The sequence below is a fragment of the Desulfogranum mediterraneum DSM 13871 genome (genome assembly GCF_000429965.1).
In the GTDB taxonomy this organism is placed as follows: domain Bacteria; phylum Desulfobacterota; class Desulfobulbia; order Desulfobulbales; family Desulfobulbaceae; genus Desulfogranum; species Desulfogranum mediterraneum.
Map to the genome: position 1 here is coordinate 238,740 of NZ_KE387005.1, position 17,546 is coordinate 256,285.

At 61.4% G+C, this 17,546-nt stretch carries 15 protein-coding genes; 3 read left to right on the forward strand and 12 right to left on the reverse strand.

Annotation, left to right across the window (positions count from 1 at the left end; genetic code table 11):
- Positions 1–44 precede the first annotated feature (44 nt).
- The 3 genes from G494_RS24305 (at position 45) to G494_RS0117735 (ending at position 2,870) form a co-directional block, all read left to right on the forward strand.
- A complete protein-coding gene (locus G494_RS24305) occupies positions 45–1,898 on the forward strand; it encodes a penicillin-binding protein 1A (RefSeq protein ID WP_051305833.1) in 1,854 nt (617 codons plus the stop codon).
- Entirely contained in the window at positions 1,895–2,503 is a 609-nt protein-coding gene (locus G494_RS0117730; protein ID WP_028585591.1) for a hypothetical protein, read from the forward strand. The genes G494_RS24305 and G494_RS0117730 overlap by 4 nt, the downstream gene beginning before the upstream one ends.
- A gap of 94 nt (positions 2,504–2,597) precedes the next feature.
- On the forward strand, positions 2,598–2,870 hold the full coding sequence (locus G494_RS0117735; RefSeq protein WP_028585592.1) for a hypothetical protein: 273 nt from the start codon (positions 2,598–2,600) through the stop codon (positions 2,868–2,870).
- Between the two features lie 80 nt (positions 2,871–2,950).
- On the opposite strand, the gene G494_RS0117740 is transcribed toward G494_RS0117735, so the two are convergent.
- The 12 genes from G494_RS0117740 to G494_RS0117795 form a co-directional block, all read right to left on the reverse strand.
- Positions 2,951–5,314, reverse strand: coding sequence for an FAD-dependent oxidoreductase (locus tag G494_RS0117740; RefSeq protein WP_028585593.1), 2,364 nt, complete (start codon positions 5,312–5,314; stop codon positions 2,951–2,953).
- Positions 5,315–5,325: 11 nt separating this feature from the next.
- Positions 5,326–6,966, reverse strand: coding sequence for a glutamate synthase-related protein (locus G494_RS0117745; RefSeq protein ID WP_028585594.1), 1,641 nt, complete (start codon positions 6,964–6,966; stop codon positions 5,326–5,328).
- A complete protein-coding gene (locus tag G494_RS0117750) occupies positions 6,924–8,069 on the reverse strand; it encodes a class II glutamine amidotransferase domain-containing protein (RefSeq protein ID WP_028585595.1) in 1,146 nt (381 codons plus the stop codon). The genes G494_RS0117745 and G494_RS0117750 overlap by 43 nt, the downstream gene beginning before the upstream one ends.
- A gap of 337 nt (positions 8,070–8,406) precedes the next feature.
- Positions 8,407–8,655, reverse strand: coding sequence for a Sec-independent protein translocase subunit TatA/TatB (locus G494_RS0117755; protein WP_028585596.1), 249 nt, complete (start codon positions 8,653–8,655; stop codon positions 8,407–8,409).
- A 54-nt stretch (positions 8,656–8,709) separates the two neighbouring features.
- Positions 8,710–8,892, reverse strand: a complete 183-nt coding sequence (gene tatA, locus G494_RS0117760) for a twin-arginine translocase TatA/TatE family subunit (protein ID WP_028585597.1) — start codon at positions 8,890–8,892, stop codon at positions 8,710–8,712.
- A 71-nt stretch (positions 8,893–8,963) separates the two neighbouring features.
- Positions 8,964–10,298 (reverse strand): amidohydrolase family protein, encoded by a 1,335-nt coding sequence (locus tag G494_RS0117765; protein WP_028585598.1) that lies wholly within the window; start codon positions 10,296–10,298, stop codon positions 8,964–8,966.
- Positions 10,298–11,128, reverse strand: coding sequence for a purine-nucleoside phosphorylase (locus G494_RS0117770; protein WP_028585599.1), 831 nt, complete (start codon positions 11,126–11,128; stop codon positions 10,298–10,300). The genes G494_RS0117765 and G494_RS0117770 overlap by 1 nt, the downstream gene beginning before the upstream one ends.
- The gene (gene thrC / locus G494_RS0117775; RefSeq protein WP_028585600.1) at positions 11,128–12,519 is read right to left on the reverse strand and encodes a threonine synthase; all 1,392 of its coding nucleotides are present in this window, start codon (positions 12,517–12,519) and stop codon (positions 11,128–11,130) included. Before thrC ends, G494_RS0117770 begins: the two co-directional genes overlap by 1 nt.
- A gap of 78 nt (positions 12,520–12,597) precedes the next feature.
- Complete coding sequence (rsfS, locus tag G494_RS0117780; protein ID WP_051305834.1) at positions 12,598–12,990, reverse strand: ribosome silencing factor; 393 nt, start codon at positions 12,988–12,990, stop codon at positions 12,598–12,600.
- A gap of 255 nt (positions 12,991–13,245) precedes the next feature.
- Complete coding sequence (locus G494_RS0117785; RefSeq protein WP_028585602.1) at positions 13,246–15,711, reverse strand: DNA topoisomerase III; 2,466 nt, start codon at positions 15,709–15,711, stop codon at positions 13,246–13,248.
- Between the two features lie 24 nt (positions 15,712–15,735).
- A complete protein-coding gene (locus G494_RS24310; protein WP_051305835.1) occupies positions 15,736–16,329 on the reverse strand; it encodes an alpha/beta fold hydrolase in 594 nt (197 codons plus the stop codon).
- 269 nt (positions 16,330–16,598) lie between these two features.
- Positions 16,599–17,510 carry a coiled-coil domain-containing protein gene (locus G494_RS0117795; protein WP_028585603.1) on the reverse strand — a complete coding sequence of 304 codons (912 nt, stop codon included), beginning with the start codon at positions 17,508–17,510 and terminating at the stop codon, positions 16,599–16,601.
- Positions 17,511–17,546: the final 36 nt, after the last annotated feature.

The following is a 17,546-nucleotide window of genomic DNA, read 5'->3' on the forward strand; positions in this document are numbered from 1 at the left end:
GTCCTGGCTGTTTTCCCCCTTAACACTACTGTTTCTCTGTTGCCTTGTCTACCAAACCAGCACAAAAAAAACGCAGCCCGGCTCGAAAAAAAAGCCGGCCAAAGAGGCGCTACAGCCATATACATCTCTGCCTGCTGCTGCTCGCCTGCGGAGGCCTGGTCACCCTGCTGATCGGCACCGGCCTGGCCTGGCTGCTGATGCTGAAGATCCCTGATATCCGCTCCATCGACGACTACCGGCCCCAAGTGGCCACTGTCATCCTGGACCGCCACGGCAAGCCCCTGGACGCCATCTACAACCAGTATCGCCTGCTGACCCCCTTAAACAAGATGCCCAGACACCTGGCCCAGGCCTTTGTCGCCGCCGAGGACAGTCGTTTCTGGGAGCATCCCGGGGTGGACCTCTGGTCCATCGGCCGGGCCGCGGTCAACAACCTGATCAGCGGCAGGCGGAGTCAGGGGGGCTCCACCATCACCCAGCAGGTCACCCGGGCCCTGATGCTCACCAGGGAAAAGAGCTATCGCCGTAAACTGACCGAATCCATCCTGGCCTATCGGCTCAACCGGACCCTGAGCAAGGAAGAGATCCTCTACATCTACCTCAACGAGATCTACCTGGGGGCCGGGGCCTACGGGGTGGCTGCCGCGGCCCAGGTCTACTTCGGCAAGCCGCTGAATCGACTGGACCTGGCCGAGTGCGCCATCCTGGCCGGCCTGCCCCAGGCACCCAGCCGCTACTCACCGCTGAAACATCCCCAGGCTGCCAAGGCCAGACAGCGCTATGTGCTCAACCGGATGGCCGAAGAGGGCTATATCCAGCCCGCCACAGCCCGCTGGGCCTACATCCAGCCGCTGCGCTACCGCAAGGCCGGAGAAGACAAGAGCCAGAACGGCTACTTCAGCGCCTATGTCCGCAGCCTGCTGGCCGCCCGCTACGGCAGAGAGGCGATCTTCCACCAGGGCCTGACCGTGTCCACCACCCTGGACAGCCGACTGCAGCGCCTGGCCCAGCGAGCCATCCTGGAGGGCAGCCGCCAGGTGGGCGAGCGCCAGCAAAAGACGCCGCCCCAGGGCGCCCTGGTGGCCATGGAGGCCGACAGCGGCCGTATTCGGGCCATGGTCGGCGGCACCAACTACAGCGCCAGTCCCTTTAACCGGGCGGTGGAGGCCAAGAGGCAGCCGGGCTCGGTCTTCAAGCCCCTGATCTATGCCGCGGCCCTGCAGCAGGGGATGAGCCTCAACCAGCAGATCAACGATGCCCCCCTGGCCATCCGCAACCGCAACGGCAGCACCTGGCGGCCCCATAACTATGACCGCAGCTTCAGGGGACCGACCAGCCTGGCCCAGGGGTTGATCCACTCGCGCAACATCGTGGCCATCAAGCTGCTGCGCAAGACCGGAATCAAGCCGGTCATCCGCCTGGCCCGCCAGGCCGGGATCAGTACGCCCCTGGAGCCTGACCTGACCCTGGCCCTGGGCACCTCACCGGTCTCTCTTCTGGAGATGACCGGGGCCTACAGCGCCTTTGCCGGCCAGGGGTACAGCATCCGGCCGGTCTGCATCACCTCGGTGCGCGACCATCGCGGCAGACGCCGGGCCTGGCCCCAACCCAAAGCCCGCCAGATCATCCGGCCCGAGTCTGCCCGCTCCATCAAGGGGCTGCTCAGCCAGGCTGTCAGCCGGGGCACCGGCAGGAAGGCGGCCGGCATCCCCGGGGCCGCGGGCAAGACCGGGACCTCCAACAACAACACCGATGCCTGGTTCATCGGCTTCAGCGGCCGGCTCCTGGCCGGCGTCTGGCTGGGCCATGACCGCAATCAGCCCCTGGGAAAGGGCGAAACCGGCGGCCGGGCAGCGGCACCCATCTGGAAAACCTTTATGCAGGAGGCCCGACCATGAACCCCAACACATCACCAGCCCACTCTCCCCCCCCTTCTCCCCTGAACCGCTACTACGAGGGCAGCATCGCCGAGAAACACGCCCTGGCCGGGGAACTGGACCATACCTGGAGCAAGGTCATCCACAGGGATCCGCAGATCCGGGAGGCCATGGCAGAACTCCAGCCAGCCATGGACCAGTTGGCCGAGATGATGGCTGCCATGGGCCTGGGCCTCCTCTGCAGCGGCTGCGCCGCCGATGAGGGAGGCGGCTGCTGCAGCGCCTTTATGGGAGGCAACACCGATGTGATCCAGCTGCTGATGAACCGCCTGCTGGGTTGTGCCCCGGACCACCGGGGAGGCAGCGAAGAGAGCTGCTGCTACCTGGGATCCAGGGGCTGCAGCTTTCTGCTCAAACCGATCTTCTGCCTCAACTACAGCTGCAGCCGGATCACGCAGGCCCTTGGCAAAGAAAAGGTGGAGAGCCTCGACCGGGCGGCCGGCCTCCTGCTCCAGCGCCAGCTTGGCCTGGAGGCCCTGTTACTCAAGGTTATCGACCGTGCCTGCCCAGAACACGACCTCCCCAGCCCAGCGCCCGAACAGCAGACCGGTGAAGGGCAGGCTTAAAAGCGCTGGTCTTTCAAGACGATACACTATATAGTACAAGGTATACTCAGCTCTACGCAGGTACAGCGGCACCAACCTTCAGGGAGGAAGCATCATGGTTGACATCATCATCGGCTCCATCCAGCCCACCGGAACAGAGGCAGGCAAACCCGCCACCCATGATGGCACCGTGGAGGCAGAGATCCTCAACGTCCGCCCTCCCCGCCAGTCCATCAAACGCCCCGAGGGAGAGGAGCGGCGCAGGCAGTTCCGCCAGGACCCCCATAACGGTCAGGTCCTGACCCTCCTGATCCCCAACGGCATGGCCCTGCCCAAGGATCTGGACGGTCGCCGCTATAAGGTCAAGCTGCGCTTCATGAAGAAGTAAGCCAAGGCACACGCCCAAAAAAAACCTCCCCTGCCGGCCGGCAGGGGAGGTTTTTTTTTGGTGGAGGGATGGGCTGCGGCCTAGAAGGGCTGCATCACCCAGATCGCGCAGGGACAGGTGTCGGCACAGAAGCCGCAGGCAATGCACTTATTGTCATCGGAGACATACTCATAGTCCACCCCATCGGCACCGATCACCGCCTTGTCCTGGCGGCTGATGGCGTTGGTGGGACAGATGGTCTCACAGAGATGACAGTCGCGGCAGGAGCCGCAGCTCAGGCAGCGGGCCGCCTGCTGGTCTTCGGTCAGGGCACGGTCCTTTTCCGGATCATAGTGGGCAATGGTCAGGTCCTCGTACTTGATCAGACGCTGACTGAAGGGGAGCCAGGGCTCTCCCTTGAACTGGGCCACCAGGTACTCGGCTGTGCGCTTGCCCGCTCCCAGGGCATTGGTAGCCAGGCCCGGACGTTCCACGTCGCCCACCGCAAAGATCTGCGGATCCGTGGTCCGGCCGGTCTCGTCGGTCTTGATCCAGGAACCGCCGGCCACCTCGACAACCTCAACCGAGGCTGGCAGAAAGGGCAGGTTGGGGATATCGCCGATGGAGATAATCACGGTCTGGGCCGGAATCAGCTCACCCTCGGCGGTTATCAGGCCCTCGGCCGTGACCTCCCTGGTCATCACCGGCCACTGGAAGGTGGCGCCCAGGGCCTCGGCTGCATCACGCTCCTTGCCGAATGCCAGGGGCTTCTGGATGTCAACCAGGGTGACCTGTTCCGCGCCTAAACGATAGGCCTCGGCCGCCACATCGCAGCCCACGTTACCGGCACCGATGACCACCACCTGCTTGCCGGTGACCATGGGGGTGTCGCTCTTTGCGGCCTTGAGGTAGTCCAGGGCCGGAATCACCCGTTCATGGCCGGGAAAGGAGAGGATCTTGGGCTGGTGGGCACCGACGCCGACCACCACATAATCATACTCGGCCTTGAGCTCCTCGACCTTCTCCGGAGTCAGGCTGACCCCCAGGTTGACCTGGATATTCTCGCTCTTCAGGAAACGCTCCACCTCCATCTCCCAGACCGCCTTGGAGAGGCGTTCCCAGGGAATGGTCTGGGCCAGCTTGCCGCCCAGGAAGCTGTCGCGCTCATAGATATGGGCCTCCACCCCGTGGAGGGCCAGGTGCCAGGCCACGGCCATACCCGCAGGACCGCCGCCGATCACCGCCACCCGCTTGCCGATGCCGGGCTCGGCCGCAGGAGGATCCACGGCCTGCACTGCCCGGCCCAGGACCGAAACATCGATGGAGTAGTCGACCTTTTCCCGGGAACAGTTCTGGATGCAGAGGTTGGGACAGATGGTGCCGCAGACCGAGGCCGGGAAGGGGGTGTAGCGGAGCAGCATCTCATAGGCCTCCTCATTGCGGCCCTCGCGGATCATCCGCAGCCTGTCAATGGTGGGGATATGGATGGGGCAGTAGAAGGTACAGGGGGCGGCGGAGCTGCGGTTGGCCCAGAAGGGCTTCTTGCGGCGGAACTCGCCGGTCTCCACCACGCCGATCACGCCCCGCTCCAGGGTGGGCGCCAGATCGCGGAGGGGGTCACCACCGCCAAAGCCAGCACTCCAGATCCGCCGGCTGAACTCTTCCATGGGCATGGGACCGGAGAACATCAGGGCCCGCTCCTGGGGAGTGATCGCCTCCAGGATGGACCACTCCGCCCGCACCGACAGGGACTCCAGCAGCTCTGGTCGCTCGATCCTCTCAAGAAACTCGGGCAGCTGAGCCATCAGCCAGGCCCAGTCCTCGTCACTGGGGGCCACCTCTTTGGCGTTGTTCCTGGAAAAGGAGTCGTCGGTCTTGCCCCGGTAGAAGATCCTGCCGCCCACCATGCCCACGCAGGGACGATAGCCCAGGACATTGTCCGGATTCTTGGCCTCCACCCCGCAAATAACCCCGAGGCCGCCACAGTTAAACTCGGCAAAGGTATCACCCACCGAACCCAGGACCCACATCTCGGGCTTGGCATAATCGGGATTCCACTTGGTCATGGTCAGGCCGCGGGAGCCGATGGAGCCGCCGATCATCACCCTACCGGCGGCCATGGCGTTACAGACCCCGTTGGTGGCATCGCCCTTGACCACGATGTCTGCGCCGATGTTGAGGTAGCCCACATCATCGGAGGCCGACCCTTCACAGACGATGGTGGCCCCGGGCAACCCCATACAGCCCAACCGCTGGCCCACCGGGCCGGTGACGGTGAGATGGATCGGACGGTCCAGGGAGCCGAGACGGATACCTATATTATGCTGGCCAAAGGATTCCAAGAGCAGGGTATCTGCAGCCGCACTGGCCCCACGCACCTCCTCCTCAAAGACCTTGGAGGAGACCCGCAGATTATTTTCATCCCTGCCGCGGACGGTGACCATCTTGTTTTTTTCTTGTGTCATAATATTCGCGATTAACAGATATAGTTAATTTTCAGCCGCTTGGCAGCATCGGCATCATCGATTCCCAGGGCATCGGACATGCCGATGGGCAGACTCTGCGAACGTCCCAGGGGAGCCATGACCTTCTTCATCTCGGTGCGGATGCCCATGAAGGTATCCACCACCCGCTGGGCGACATCATCGGGATCCAGTCGGCGGAACAGTTTCTCATTCTGGCTGGTGATCCCCTTGGGGCAGATCCCGGTGTTGCAGACATTACAGCGACCCAGCTCGTTGCCCAGGCAACCGGCGGCGGCCTGCATGATGTACTTGCCGATATGGACCCCGGAGGCGCCGAGCATGATCAGGGCCAGGCCGTTCTGGGTGACGTTGCCGTTCTTGCCGACACCGCCCGCCGCAAACAGGGGAATCTCGTTCTGCCTCCCCTGGGCCACCAGGTCCAGGTAACACTCCCGCAGGTTGGAGGCCACCGGATGACCGGTGGCCTGCATGGAGACGTCATAGGCAGCACCGGTGCCGCCGTCGATACCGTCGATGAGCAGGCCGCCGGCATAGGGATTGCGGACCAGGTTGTTCAAGACCGCCTTGGCCGAGGTGGAGCCGGAGATCTTGGGATAGACCGGTACCCGGAAGCCAAAGGCCATGGACATGGTCTGGATCATCTTCATCACACTCTCCTCAATGGAGTAGAGTGTCTGATGCACCGGCGGCGAGGGCAGGTCCACCCCTTCGGGCACCCCGCGCAGGCGGGCGATCAGCTTGCTGACCTTGAACCACATCAACAGACCGCCGTCACCGGGCTTGGCGCCCTGGCCGTATTTGATCTCAATGGCCGCAGGATCGCACTGCATCTCCGGGATGGCCCGGATGATCTCATCCCAGCCAAAGTAGCCTGAAGCGATCTGGAGGATGATGTACTTCAGGAAGGGCGAGCGCAGTACCCAGGGTGGACAGCCGCCCTCCCCTGTGGCCATGACCACCGGGATCCCCAGGACCTCGTTACAGTAGGCCACGCCCTGGAGCAGACCCAGCCACATGTTGGGCGAGAGCGCCCCAAAAGACATGGAACCGATGATAAAGGGGAAAACCTCCCGGGTGGGCGGTACCCATTCGCCGCTGGCGCTCTTCTGGAGGAACTCCTCGGGCGGCAGGACCCGTCCCAGCACGGTGTTGTAGTTGAACTCATGGCGGCCGGCATCCAGGGCCGGGTCGGTGAGCATGGAGATCCGGTCAAAGGAGATCCGGTCCAGGATAGTCGTTCCCGGCATGTTGCGCCGACCGCCCCGCTTATAGGCCTCGCCCTTCTGATTGTGGAGAAAGTGGGAACGATTCTCGTTCTGATTGGGTTCCGGGCCGATGGCCTCGTTGGGGCAGACCATGGAGCACATTCCACAACCGATGCAGCGGTGAGCAATATCGGTCTTCTGGCGGATGCCGACAAAATGGCGATACTCGTTGCCCCGCTTCTTCTTGAGCACATCGAGCTTGGGAACCCGCTGGCGACGATAAGTCAGATAGATGGCATTGACCGGACAGACCGCCGTACATTGGCCGCAGAGGGTACAGCGATCCTCCCGGTGATGGATCACCCAGGGAAGATCGTGGTAGGTTAAGCTGCCTGGGGAAGTGTAAAGGGATCGAACTGAGACCATATTAAGAGTTCCTTTCGTTCAGGTGGAATAATGACGGTGTGTTCCCGCATGGGCTGGAAATCGAGGGCCGGATCGCGATCAGGGACCAGGGCATCGACCCCGCACATCTCCGAGGCCATGGCCCAGGCTCCGGGACGACCGCCCACGGTGGCAGGACGCAGCTTCTTCTGGTCCATGGCCAGCATACAGGTCTCATCGGGAAGGGTAGCGATGACCGCATTGGGGCCATCGATGATCAGCCGGCGGCAGGCGGTCCTTAAGCCCTTGAGAAACTCGCCCTGGGGATGGACATCCAGTTCCTCGCTCTTTAAAGGGGTGATCACGTGTTTGTAGACTTCCAGGGGCAGCTTGAGGACCTTGGTCACGTAATGGAGGATATGGGTGAAGACCTCCGAGTCGGAGTGATAGCCCATATATCCGGGGATCTCGCGCCCTTCCAGGTACTCCTTGATGGGGATAAAGGCGGTATTCTCACCATTGGTCATGGTGGAGATGCCCTGGATAAAGAAGGGGTGACAGGCATAGAGATTGATGCCGTAGTTGGTGTTCTGCCGCCCCTGGGCCATGACCACCCTGGCCTTGATTCGGCCGTCATCCAACCCCAGGCCGTCGCCCACCTGCAGGGGCCAGCCCACCTCCTTGATGGTCACCACATCGGGCCAGAGGGAAAAGACGGTCAGGTCGCCGCCGTGATCTTCACCGTTTTTGCGCAGGGCCAGCCTGGTTTCGGTGAGGTTGAATTCTCTCTGCTCGGTGCTCAGATACTTCCAGTCCGGGGTCTTGTAGACCCGGACCACATACTTGTAGCGATCCCGGTCCCAGGTTTCAATCACCCCGGGCCGCATCTCAAAGTCATGCTGGTATTTTAATTCAAAACCATACTCGCCCATGAAGTCGGCCATACGCTGGAGAGCAGCCTCGGTATGGGCGATCCCGGAGAGGATCACATGGTTGGGTTTGAGCTTGAAATCTTCAAACTTCACCCCGCGCAGCAACAGCCCCAGACCACTCCCGTCATAGCCCTCCTGCATGGCCTCCATGGCAGTCAGGACTTCGTAGGGGGAAAAAGGGGTGTCTGCGCTTTTTAGAGCTAATCGGCACATGCATTACTCCTGAAAAGTCGTTCTTGAAAACGGATAAAAACCAGGAAACTGGTAACCTGAGTGCACAGTACAGGCAGAACTCATTTCGCCGGCAGGGCTGTGCGGTGCTGTCGGACGAGATGTTCGCTGAATTGCGGGACATTGAAGGTACTGAAACGGGGTCGCCCTGTCAAGAGCAAAGGAGATTTCTCTGGTTAACTCAACACGTTAGGCGATACTGATATCTAGTATCTGATATATCTGATGCAACCGGAAACTATCCCGGGCCTGCAGGGAAAGAGGCTGCCAAGGGGGGACAGCTGGAGCGATGAAGGCTGGGAAACAGAGAGGTGGGAACTTACTTGGTCAAGACCTTGGAGAGCTTTTTGGCGCTATCCACCTTGTCCCGGACAGCGCTCACCTCACGCACCCCGGGGAGCTGCTGGCTGAGATCAAGGCCCAGGTCTTCGGCCTCGCTGAGCCCCTTTTTAAAGGAGCCCATGGCCTTACCCAGGCCGCTGCCGAGCTCGGGCAGTTTTTTGCCCCCAAAGATCACCACGGCAAGGCCGAAGATAACGAGCAGCTCAGGGGTACCCAATCCAAACATGGTCAGTCTCCTGGGAATTCAAGTAATGATGGAGGAGAGCCTGGCTCAGCGCTCTCAGGCCTCTTTATCCTTATCGTCCTCGATGGACTTCTTCTCTTCCTCATGCTTGGTGGCATCTTTAAAATTTTTAATGCCTTTACCGATCCCGCTGCCGATTTCCGGCAGTTTACCAGCGCCAAAGATAATAACGATAATAACCAGAATGATAATCAGTTCCGGCATTCCGAGTCCGAACATGAGGATACCTCAGTAAAAATTAACTCAAGAAAATATAGACGGTCAATAATAGCACTATGGTCGGGGCCGTGTCAACCGCCATTCCCCTGGCTGCCGATCCCTGCTGCAATCTCGGCCATTTTGGCGACAATGGCCTCCTCGTCCAGGGTCAGGAGGCGACGATCCTGCATCACCAGCCGACCGTTGATCACCGAGTGGATGACGTCACCGGCCCCGGCGGCATAGACCAGGTGGGAGACCGGGTTATAGAGAGGGGTCAGGTGGGGCTGGTCCAGGTCCAGGACAATGCAGTCCGCCTGCCTGCCGACCTCCAGGCTGCCCAGCCGGTCGGCTGCGCCCAGCACGGCAGCGCCTCCCCTGGTGGCGGCAGCCAGGGTGGTGGCGGCATCCATCACCGTGGGGTCCATGGCCGTCACCTTGTGGACCTTGGCCACCGCGTTCATCTCGCCAAAGAGATCCAGGTCATTGTTGGAGGCGGGTCCGTCGGTCCCCAGGCCCACCGTGATGCCGGCGGCCAGCATGCCGGGCACCGGCGCAACCCCGGAGGCGAGCTTCATGTTGGATTCCAGGCAGTGGGCCACCTTGACCCCCCGCCTGGCCATAAGCTCGATCTCGCCTCTGCTGAGCTGGACACAGTGGGCGGCCACGGTCTGCTCACCCAAAAGACCCAGTCGTTCCAGGTGCTCCACCGGAGAACAGCCGTAGCGTTGCCGACAGGTCTCCACCTCTTCCAGGCTTTCCGAGAGATGGATGTGGTAGAGCCGCTGGTGATCGTGGGCCAGCTGCCCCAGCCGGGTCAGGAGCTCCGGTGAACAGGTGTAGACCGCATGGGGATCGATGGTCACCTGGATCAGGGGATGATCGCTGTAGTGGGCGAGGAGATCGCGGCTATAGCTGAAGCCGTTCTCCAGCTCCCCATAGTTGGGAGAGGGAAAGTCATAGAGCACCTCACCGATCCAGGCCCGCATCCCGGACTGTTCCACGGCCCGGGCCACATCGGCGGCAAAGAGGTACATGTCACAGAAGCTGGTGGTCCCGGAGCGGATCATCTCGGCCAGGGCCAGCAGGGTGGAGTGATAGACGATCTCGCCGCTGAGCTTGGCCTCCACCGGAAAGATATACTCCTGGAGCCACTGCATCAGGGGCAGGTCGTCGGCCAGACCACGGAAGCAGGTCATGGCTCCGTGGGTGTGGGTATTGATCAGACCCGGCATGAGCAGCCCATGGGGCTCGTCGATGACCTGGGCAGCGGTATAAGCACGGCTCAGTTCCTGGCGCGTGCCCACGGCCACGATCCTGTCCCCGGCAATGGCCAGACCGCCATGCTCCAGGATGGCCTGCTTCTCATCCATGGTAAGGAGGTAGCGGCCAAAGAGGAGCAGATCAACGGCAACAGGGCTAGACATCAGAACTCCTCCAGGAGGTGGGCGATCAGCTCCTGGAGACGGGGTCCGGCGGCCTGGGCCGCCTGGACGATCTCCTCCAGGAGGATCGGTTGAAAGTTATCCGGGTCATTGACATTGGCCACCACCGACAGGCCCAGCACCCTCATCCCGGCGTGGATGGCGACGATGACCTCGGGCACCGACGACATGCCCACGGCATCGGCGCCGATGATCTTCAGGTAGCGGGTCTCTGCCGGGGTCTCCAGGCTGGGACCGGGGATACAGGCATAGGTGCCGCTGCAGAGCCCGGTGATCCCCCTGGTCTTGGCCACAGCCAGGAGCTGTTCCCGCAGAACAGGGTCATAGGGGGTGGAGAGATCCGGAAAGCGCTCGCCCCAGGCCTCGACGTTGGCACCCCGCAGGGGGTTTTCCGGCAGCAGGTTGAGGTGGTCGTCGATCACCATGATCTCACCCGGGGCATGCTCACTGCGCAGGCCGCCGCTGGCATTGGTGATGATGGCAGTGGTGGCACCCAGGAGGGAGAGGACCCGAATGGGAAAGGTGACCTCCCGGGTGGAGTAGCCCTCATAGTAGTGGAACCGCCCCTGGAGCACGGCCACCTGGTGACGCCCCAGCCGGCCACAGACCAGGTTGCCCTGGTGGCTGGGCACCGTGGACAGGGGAAAGTGGGGCAGTTCACTGTAGGGAAGGCTGACCGCTCCCTCCAGTCGCTCCGCCAGGTCCCCCAGACCGGTGCCCAGCTGAATGACGATCTCGGGCAAGGGCTCCAGCCTGGTGCGGAGAAAGGCCACGCACTCCTCCACCTCTTGCCTGTAGCTTAACCCGGCCATCAGCGCAGGCCGTGCTCTTCGATGAAGGAGCGCACCAGGGCCGGGTCTGCCGCGATCAGCTCACAGCGGCTCTCCTTGTCCGCCAGCTCAGCCAGGGCCGGCGGCAGCTCGGGCTCCGAGCCGATGGCCCGGGCAACGGCCTCGCCGAACTTGGCCGGATGGGCCGTGGCCAGACAGACCACCGGTCGGCCATCAACCCTGCAGTCCAGGGCCGCCTTGACCCCTACCGCGGTGTGGGGATCCAGCAGATACTCCTCGGCCTGATAGAAATCACGGATCATGGCCTCGGTCTCTGCCTCTGAGACCGAACGGGATTTGAACTCCTGCTCCACCCGGGAACGCAGCCCACTGAGATCCAGGCTGCCGCTGGCAGCAAAGGATTCCATGTCTGCCCGCACCTGGGCGCCGTCTTCGTCCCTGAGGTAGTAGAGATAGCGCTCGAAGTTGGAGGCCACCTGGATGTCCATGGAGGGGCTGGAGGTGACCTTGACCTCGCCCTTGGCATACTGGCCCTGGTTGACAAAGCGGGTGAGCAGATCGTTGGCATTGGTGGCCAGGATCAGGGTCTCGATACAGCCGGCGGGCAGCAGTCGTTTGGCCACAAAACCGGCAAAGATATCCCCGAAGTTTCCGGTGGGCACCGAAAAGTCCACGGCCTCGGCCCCCTGCTTCTGCAGCTTGAGATAGGCATAGACATAGTAGACCACCTGGGCCAGGACCCTGGCCCAGTTGATGGAGTTGATGGCTCCGAGCTGGAAGGCATCCTTGAACTGAAGGTCGTTAAACAACTCCTTGACCATGGACTGGGCATCGTCAAAGGTACCCTCCACCGCCAGGTTGAAGACGTTCTCGTCCAGGACCGTGGTCATCTGCAGGGCCTGGATGGGGCTGGTCCGACCATGGGGATGGAGGATGAAGATGTTGATCCCCTTCTTGCCCCGCACCCCGGCAATGGCAGCACTGCCGGTATCCCCGGAGGTGGCGCCCAGGATGTTCATGTGGCCGCCGGTCAGGCCCAGCTGATACTCAAAGAGGTTGCCCAGGAGTTGAAGGGCCACGTCCTTGAAGGCCAGGGTCGGACCATGGAACAACTCCATGATATAGAGCCCGCCCCGCCTGGTGATCGGGGTCACCTGGGGATGATTGAACGAACCATAGGAGCGCTCGATCAGCTCCTCCAAGACCTGTCTGGGGATGTCATCCACAAAGAGGGAGATCACCTCGGCCGCCAGTTGCTGGTAGCTCAGGTTCTGCCATCCTGCCAGCTGGCCGGCAGTGATCGTGGGCAGGGTCTGGGGCAGGAGCAGGCCGCCATCTCTGGCAAGCCCCATCATCACGGCCTCTCTAAAGGGGATCGGATCAATCCCGCCCCGGGTACTAATATAGCGCATGGTAGTTTCCTGTATGGTACTCTCTTCAACGGTACTCACCATGGACGGCGAGCCAACGACGCAGGCCAGGCGGACTGCTTACTCCAGTCCCCTGATCAGCTCCTCCACCTCCAGCCTGGGGACATCGTGCCACAGGCCTTCCAGGTCGTAAAAACTTCTCTTCTCACTGTAAAAAATATGGGCAACCAGGTCACCGAAATCCAGCAACACCCACTGCCCCTCCCCAAGGCCCTCACTGTGCTTACTGCTCACCCGCTTGGAGCGCAGCTCACTCTCGATGGCCTCGGCCAGGCCCTGGACATGCCGGCTGGAACGGCCGCTCATGATAATGAAATAATCGGTAAACGAGGCAATGCCCCGCACATCGAGCACCACCAGATCTTCTGCCTTGGCATCCAGGGCGACCTTGGCGCTGATCGCGGCCAGTTCTTCACCTGTTTTCTCGCGGTACTCTTCTTTTAACTGTCTCATGGGTTCCTCATCGGGTCGCGGTCAGGCCACGCCCCGGGATAAATTCAATAACAAATAACCAGGATCTCTTCTTATATTCTCACCAGGACGCTTCGCGCACCCCCGGCATCTTCTCGGCCTGGGCCCAGGCAGGATGCCGCAGCCAGGGACAGACTCGAACGCCCCCATCCGCCTCCATCCGCCTCCATCCGCCTCTTCGGCTGACGGGACGGACAGACAGGGGGCCCCCGGCCAGCATCCCAGTCATCCCCCGGCTCACTCCTTGTTGCCTGCAGTAGCGCCCCGCTTCCGGCGGGGCGGGAATTCAAAGCTGATCTTGCCCTTGTTGTCCAGGAGCAGGAAGGCATCAAAGGGACGTTTTTTCTTGGAGATAAAACCGGTAATCAACTCTGTCTTGCCCTGGTTCAGGAGCTGTTCGATGTGGTCCCGGTCCAGGCGGCGGCCCAGGATCATCTTGGAGATCCGCAAGCCCTTCTTGCGGTCCCCCTCCAGGGCGGAATCCGAGAGGAAACCCACCGGCGTCTCAAAGACCCGGGTCTGATCCACCGGCGAGAGTCCCAGGGGTTCCTGCTGCCTGATCGCCTCCAGATCCAGTTCATCGGTGGAATCGGCAAAGAGGAACTCCACCTTGGAGTTGGCAATGCGTACCGCCGCGGTAAAGGGTTTTCCCTTCTTGGAACGGAAGTCGGCAAAGGGCCCCAGGGTCTTGCCGCTGATCAGCTCGACGATCTCCGCCTCGCTCATCACCCGACCACCCAGGACCTTGCGGATCACCAGTTTCTTATCCTCAGACTCAAAAGCGGTGGCGGTTTCAAAGAAACGCCGACCATCCAGGGGCGAGAAGGGCGCCTCCTTGGTGGAGGACTCTTCCCCGGATTTGACCTTGCCGACGATGGTGCTGGTCATCTTCCGGATCTCCTCCATGAACTGTTCACGGGTCAGGGATCCCTTGAGGATCTGGTTGAGCTTATACTCCCACTCACCGGTGAGCTCAGGCGAGGCCAGGACATCGATACTCCTGGCCTCCAGCAGGGCCAGGAGTTCGATGGCCTTACCCGTGGGAACCAGCTCCCGCTGTTCGCGAACAATATACTGCTCCTTGAGCAGTTTTTCGATGATCGAGGCCCTGGTGGCCGGAGTCCCCAGGCCCCGCTCTTTCATGGCATCGGCCAGTTCCTCATCATCCACCAGCTTACCGGAATGCTCCATGGCCGAGAGCAGGGTGGCCTCGGAGAAGCGGGGCGCAGGTTTGGTCTGCTGTTCCAGGAGTTCCACCGCGCTACAGTCCACGCCCTTGCCTGCAGGCAGGGGTTGGAGCTCGTTGTCCTCCTTGGAAGCACCACTGCCGGCACCATAGACCGCCTTCCAGCCGGCCTCTACCAGGATCTTGCCTTCGGTGAGGAAGGTCTCCTCCTCCACCAGGGAGATCCTCCTGGTGTTGTGGTAGACCGCCGGCGGGAAGAAGACCGCCAGGAAACGCTGGACCACCATCTGGTAGATCTTCAGCTCCGGTTCGCTCAGGGTGGTGGCGATCCCGGTGGTGGGAATGATGGCAAAGTGATCGCTGATCTTCTTGTTATTGAAGATCCGCTTATCCTTCTTCAGGTAGTTCTTCTCCAGGGCCTCGCGGGCAAAGGCGCCGTACTGCCACTGCTGCTGGGCGCTTACCACCTTCTTGACCGTGGGCAGGTAATCCTCGGGCAGACAACGGCTGTCGGTTCGGGGATAGGTGAGCAGCTTGTGCTTCTCGTAGAGGGCCTGGGCCAGGCCCAGGGTATTCTTGGCAGAGAAGCCGAAACGACTGTTGGCCTCACGCTGGAGCAGGGTCAGGTCATAGAGGGGCGGGGCCCCCTTGGTGGAGCGCTTGCTGGTCTCCTCCACCTGGGCCGGTTTAGCCGTGCAGCGGGCGATGATCTCCTCGGCCTTGGTCTGCTCCCAGATCCGATTTTGCCGGCCATGGGGCCGGGTCTCGTCTTTTTTGAAGTCAGGATCAATCCAGACCCCCTCATAGGCCACCTGCTCGCAGACAAAGCTGCCGCGCAGTTCCCAGTAGGTGGTGGGTTCAAAGGCCCGCCGCTCTGCCTCACGCTTGACCAGCAGGGAGAGGGTCGGGGTCTGCACCCGGCCACAGGGGGTCTTACGAAAACCGCCGAAGCGAGAGTTGTAGCAGGTCAGGGCCCGGGTGGCGTTAATCCCGATCAGCCAGTCTGCCTCCGAGCGACAGAGGGCGGTGTCTTCCAGGGGCAGCATCTCCTCGTTGGCCCGGAGATGGGCGATCCCCTCCCGGATGGCGTCCAGGGTCATGGACTGGAGCCAGAGGCGCCGGATCTGCTTGGACTGGACCGAGCGGGTAGAGGCCTGCTTGAGGATATATTTGAAGATCAGCTCCCCTTCCCGACCGGCATCACAGCCGTTGACGATCACGCCCACATCACGGCGCCGGATCAGTTTGGAGAGGGCGTTGTACTGGCTCTTGGTCCCGGGCAGAACCTTCAGGGGGAACTCCTCAGGGAGAATCGGCAGGTTGTCCAGGGACCACTTCTGAAAATCCGGGCTGATCTCCTCGGGATAGGCGATGGAAACCAGGTGACCAATGGCATAGGAAACGATATAGTCGTCGCCCTCAAAATGGGTTTTAGACTTGGTAAATTTGCCTGGCAGCGCCTTGACAATATCGGCAGCAACGCTTGGTTTCTCGGCAATGATCAGTGTTTTTTCCATGGGATCGCTGTGCGCAGGTAAGGGTTAGAGGCTGGAAAGAAATTCTTTCAGGGTTTCATGGAACTGATCGGTCTGCTCCAGGTAACAGGGATGGGGGGCACCGGGGAAAATCACCCGACGGGCAGCGACCACCTGCTCAACGAGCAACTCACTCAGCACCACGGGCGAGACCGCATCCTCTCCCCCCCAGATAGCCAGCAGGGGCACGGCGATCTCCGAGAGCCGCTCCTTATTTTCTGCCACCCCCACGGCTCCGACCAGCACCAGCCCCTGGAGGCGGCTCTGATCGGCCAGGGCATACTCCAGGGTAGTGCGCCCTCCCATGGATGGGCCGACCAGGGTCAGCTGGCTAAGCGACAGTGCTGCCAAAAACCGCTCAAGCACCTCCACCGGCGGCCGCTCTGCAGCCGGGCTGTTCCCGAAGCCGGGCATGTCCGCGGCGATCACCCGATAGCCCAGGCCGGCCAGGAACTCGATGGTTCCCAGTTCCTGCCAGGTCGCGGCGTTGAACTTCATACCATGGAGCAGTACCACCACAGGACCGGCAGGATCGCCTGCCTCAAGATAATGGACCGGACAGCCGTCACAGTCAAGATGTTGTTGAGCGATTTCAGTCATGAGTTGTAGATCTCCTTTTGATGGGAAGCTCGGTGGAGGTCTCCTTCAAGATACCGCCACGGGTCGACACCAGAAAGAAGTAAGCGAGATCAGCTCCTTTGTCAACGCTCAAGGGATAAGCCGGGAAGATGGCCTTGCTGCGGCCTGGTCCGGCCGCTCAGCCAGGGGCCTGCGTGCTCGTCCTGTCGTGCCATGGCTGCCCATAAAAAAAGGAGCGGCCAGAGGCCGCTCCCCGGTACATCTCGTTGGACAAAGAGAGAACAGGACGATTAATTCTGCAGAGGAGTCTGCAGCAACTGGTCTTGAAAATCGGCGAGCTGCTTATTCTTTTCGGTCAGGTCCTTGACCAGATCCATGTTTTCCTGCTCCAGCTCCTGGAGGGTGTCCTGCTGGTCGGAGATCTTGCCCAGGAGCACATCCATGTTGATCTTGATCCGATCGAGTTCCAGGCTGGTCTCTTCCAGGGCTGCATTTTTTTCTTCAACGATCTTTTCCAAGCCAATGACCTGGGCCCTGGCGGTCTCCAGATCCATCACGATCTTGAGAGAGAGCTCTTTTTCTTCTTCAACCGCCACAGCCTGCTCTTCCTGATAGGCGGCCACGGATTCCTGGGCAAGGTTCAACTCTTCCTGCAGCTGGCCAAGCTGCTTCTCCAGATCGGCCTTGGCCTCAGCCAGCTCTACGCCGGCAGCCTCTGCAGCCTGTTGAGCCTGGCGGCTGGAGGCCAGCTCCTGCTGGAGCGCCTTCTTCGCTTCACTGACCGCACTCCCCTGCTGCTGCTGGGCGCTGACCGCCTGCTTCAGCTTGGCAATAACCGCCTGCTGTTCGGCGGCCTGGGCCTCGAAGCGTTTGTTGGCCTTACGCAACACCACCAGCTCTTTGCGGGCCTTCTGCAGCTTGGGAACCACGGCCTGGACCTGATGTGCCTTGGACTTGAGGGCAGCGATCTCGGCCTGGAGGGCCTCAATCTCGCCGGCATCCTCCGTCACCACGATGGTTTCAACCACGGCCTCGGCCGGGGCCGCGGGCTGCTCGGCCTGGAGGGCCTCCATTTCGGTCTGGGCTGCCTTCAACTCCAGCTTAAGCGTCTTGGCAGCACGACTGTTAATAGAACCCCAGATTGAGCAGACCACTAACAGCGCCACCAACCCCCCAATGATCAAATTCCTGTTCTTCTCCATAATGTGCATACTCCTGTGATAAGTTACGGTCTTTGA

Coding starts and splice junctions, on each gene's coding strand:
- G494_RS0117740 (WP_028585593.1), bottom strand. CDS start 5,314: ATGACACAAGAAAAAAACAAGATGGTCACCGTCCGCGGCAGGGATGAA.
- G494_RS0117770 (WP_028585599.1), bottom strand. CDS start 11,128: ATGGCCGGGTTAAGCTACAGGCAAGAGGTGGAGGAGTGCGTGGCCTTT.
- thrC (WP_028585600.1), bottom strand. CDS start 12,519: ATGCGCTATATTAGTACCCGGGGCGGGATTGATCCGATCCCCTTTAGA.
- G494_RS0117785 (WP_028585602.1), bottom strand. CDS start 15,711: ATGGAAAAAACACTGATCATTGCCGAGAAACCAAGCGTTGCTGCCGAT.
- G494_RS0117730 (WP_028585591.1), top strand. CDS start 1,895: ATGAACCCCAACACATCACCAGCCCACTCTCCCCCCCCTTCTCCCCTG.
- rsfS (WP_051305834.1), bottom strand. CDS start 12,990: ATGAGACAGTTAAAAGAAGAGTACCGCGAGAAAACAGGTGAAGAACTG.
- G494_RS0117750 (WP_028585595.1), bottom strand. CDS start 8,069: ATGTGCCGATTAGCTCTAAAAAGCGCAGACACCCCTTTTTCCCCCTAC.
- G494_RS0117765 (WP_028585598.1), bottom strand. CDS start 10,298: ATGTCTAGCCCTGTTGCCGTTGATCTGCTCCTCTTTGGCCGCTACCTC.
- G494_RS0117735 (WP_028585592.1), top strand. CDS start 2,598: ATGGTTGACATCATCATCGGCTCCATCCAGCCCACCGGAACAGAGGCA.
- G494_RS0117755 (WP_028585596.1), bottom strand. CDS start 8,655: ATGTTTGGATTGGGTACCCCTGAGCTGCTCGTTATCTTCGGCCTTGCC.
- G494_RS0117795 (WP_028585603.1), bottom strand. CDS start 17,510: ATGGAGAAGAACAGGAATTTGATCATTGGGGGGTTGGTGGCGCTGTTA.
- G494_RS24310 (WP_051305835.1), bottom strand. CDS start 16,329: ATGACTGAAATCGCTCAACAACATCTTGACTGTGACGGCTGTCCGGTC.
- G494_RS0117745 (WP_028585594.1), bottom strand. CDS start 6,966: ATGGTCTCAGTTCGATCCCTTTACACTTCCCCAGGCAGCTTAACCTAC.
- tatA (WP_028585597.1), bottom strand. CDS start 8,892: ATGTTCGGACTCGGAATGCCGGAACTGATTATCATTCTGGTTATTATC.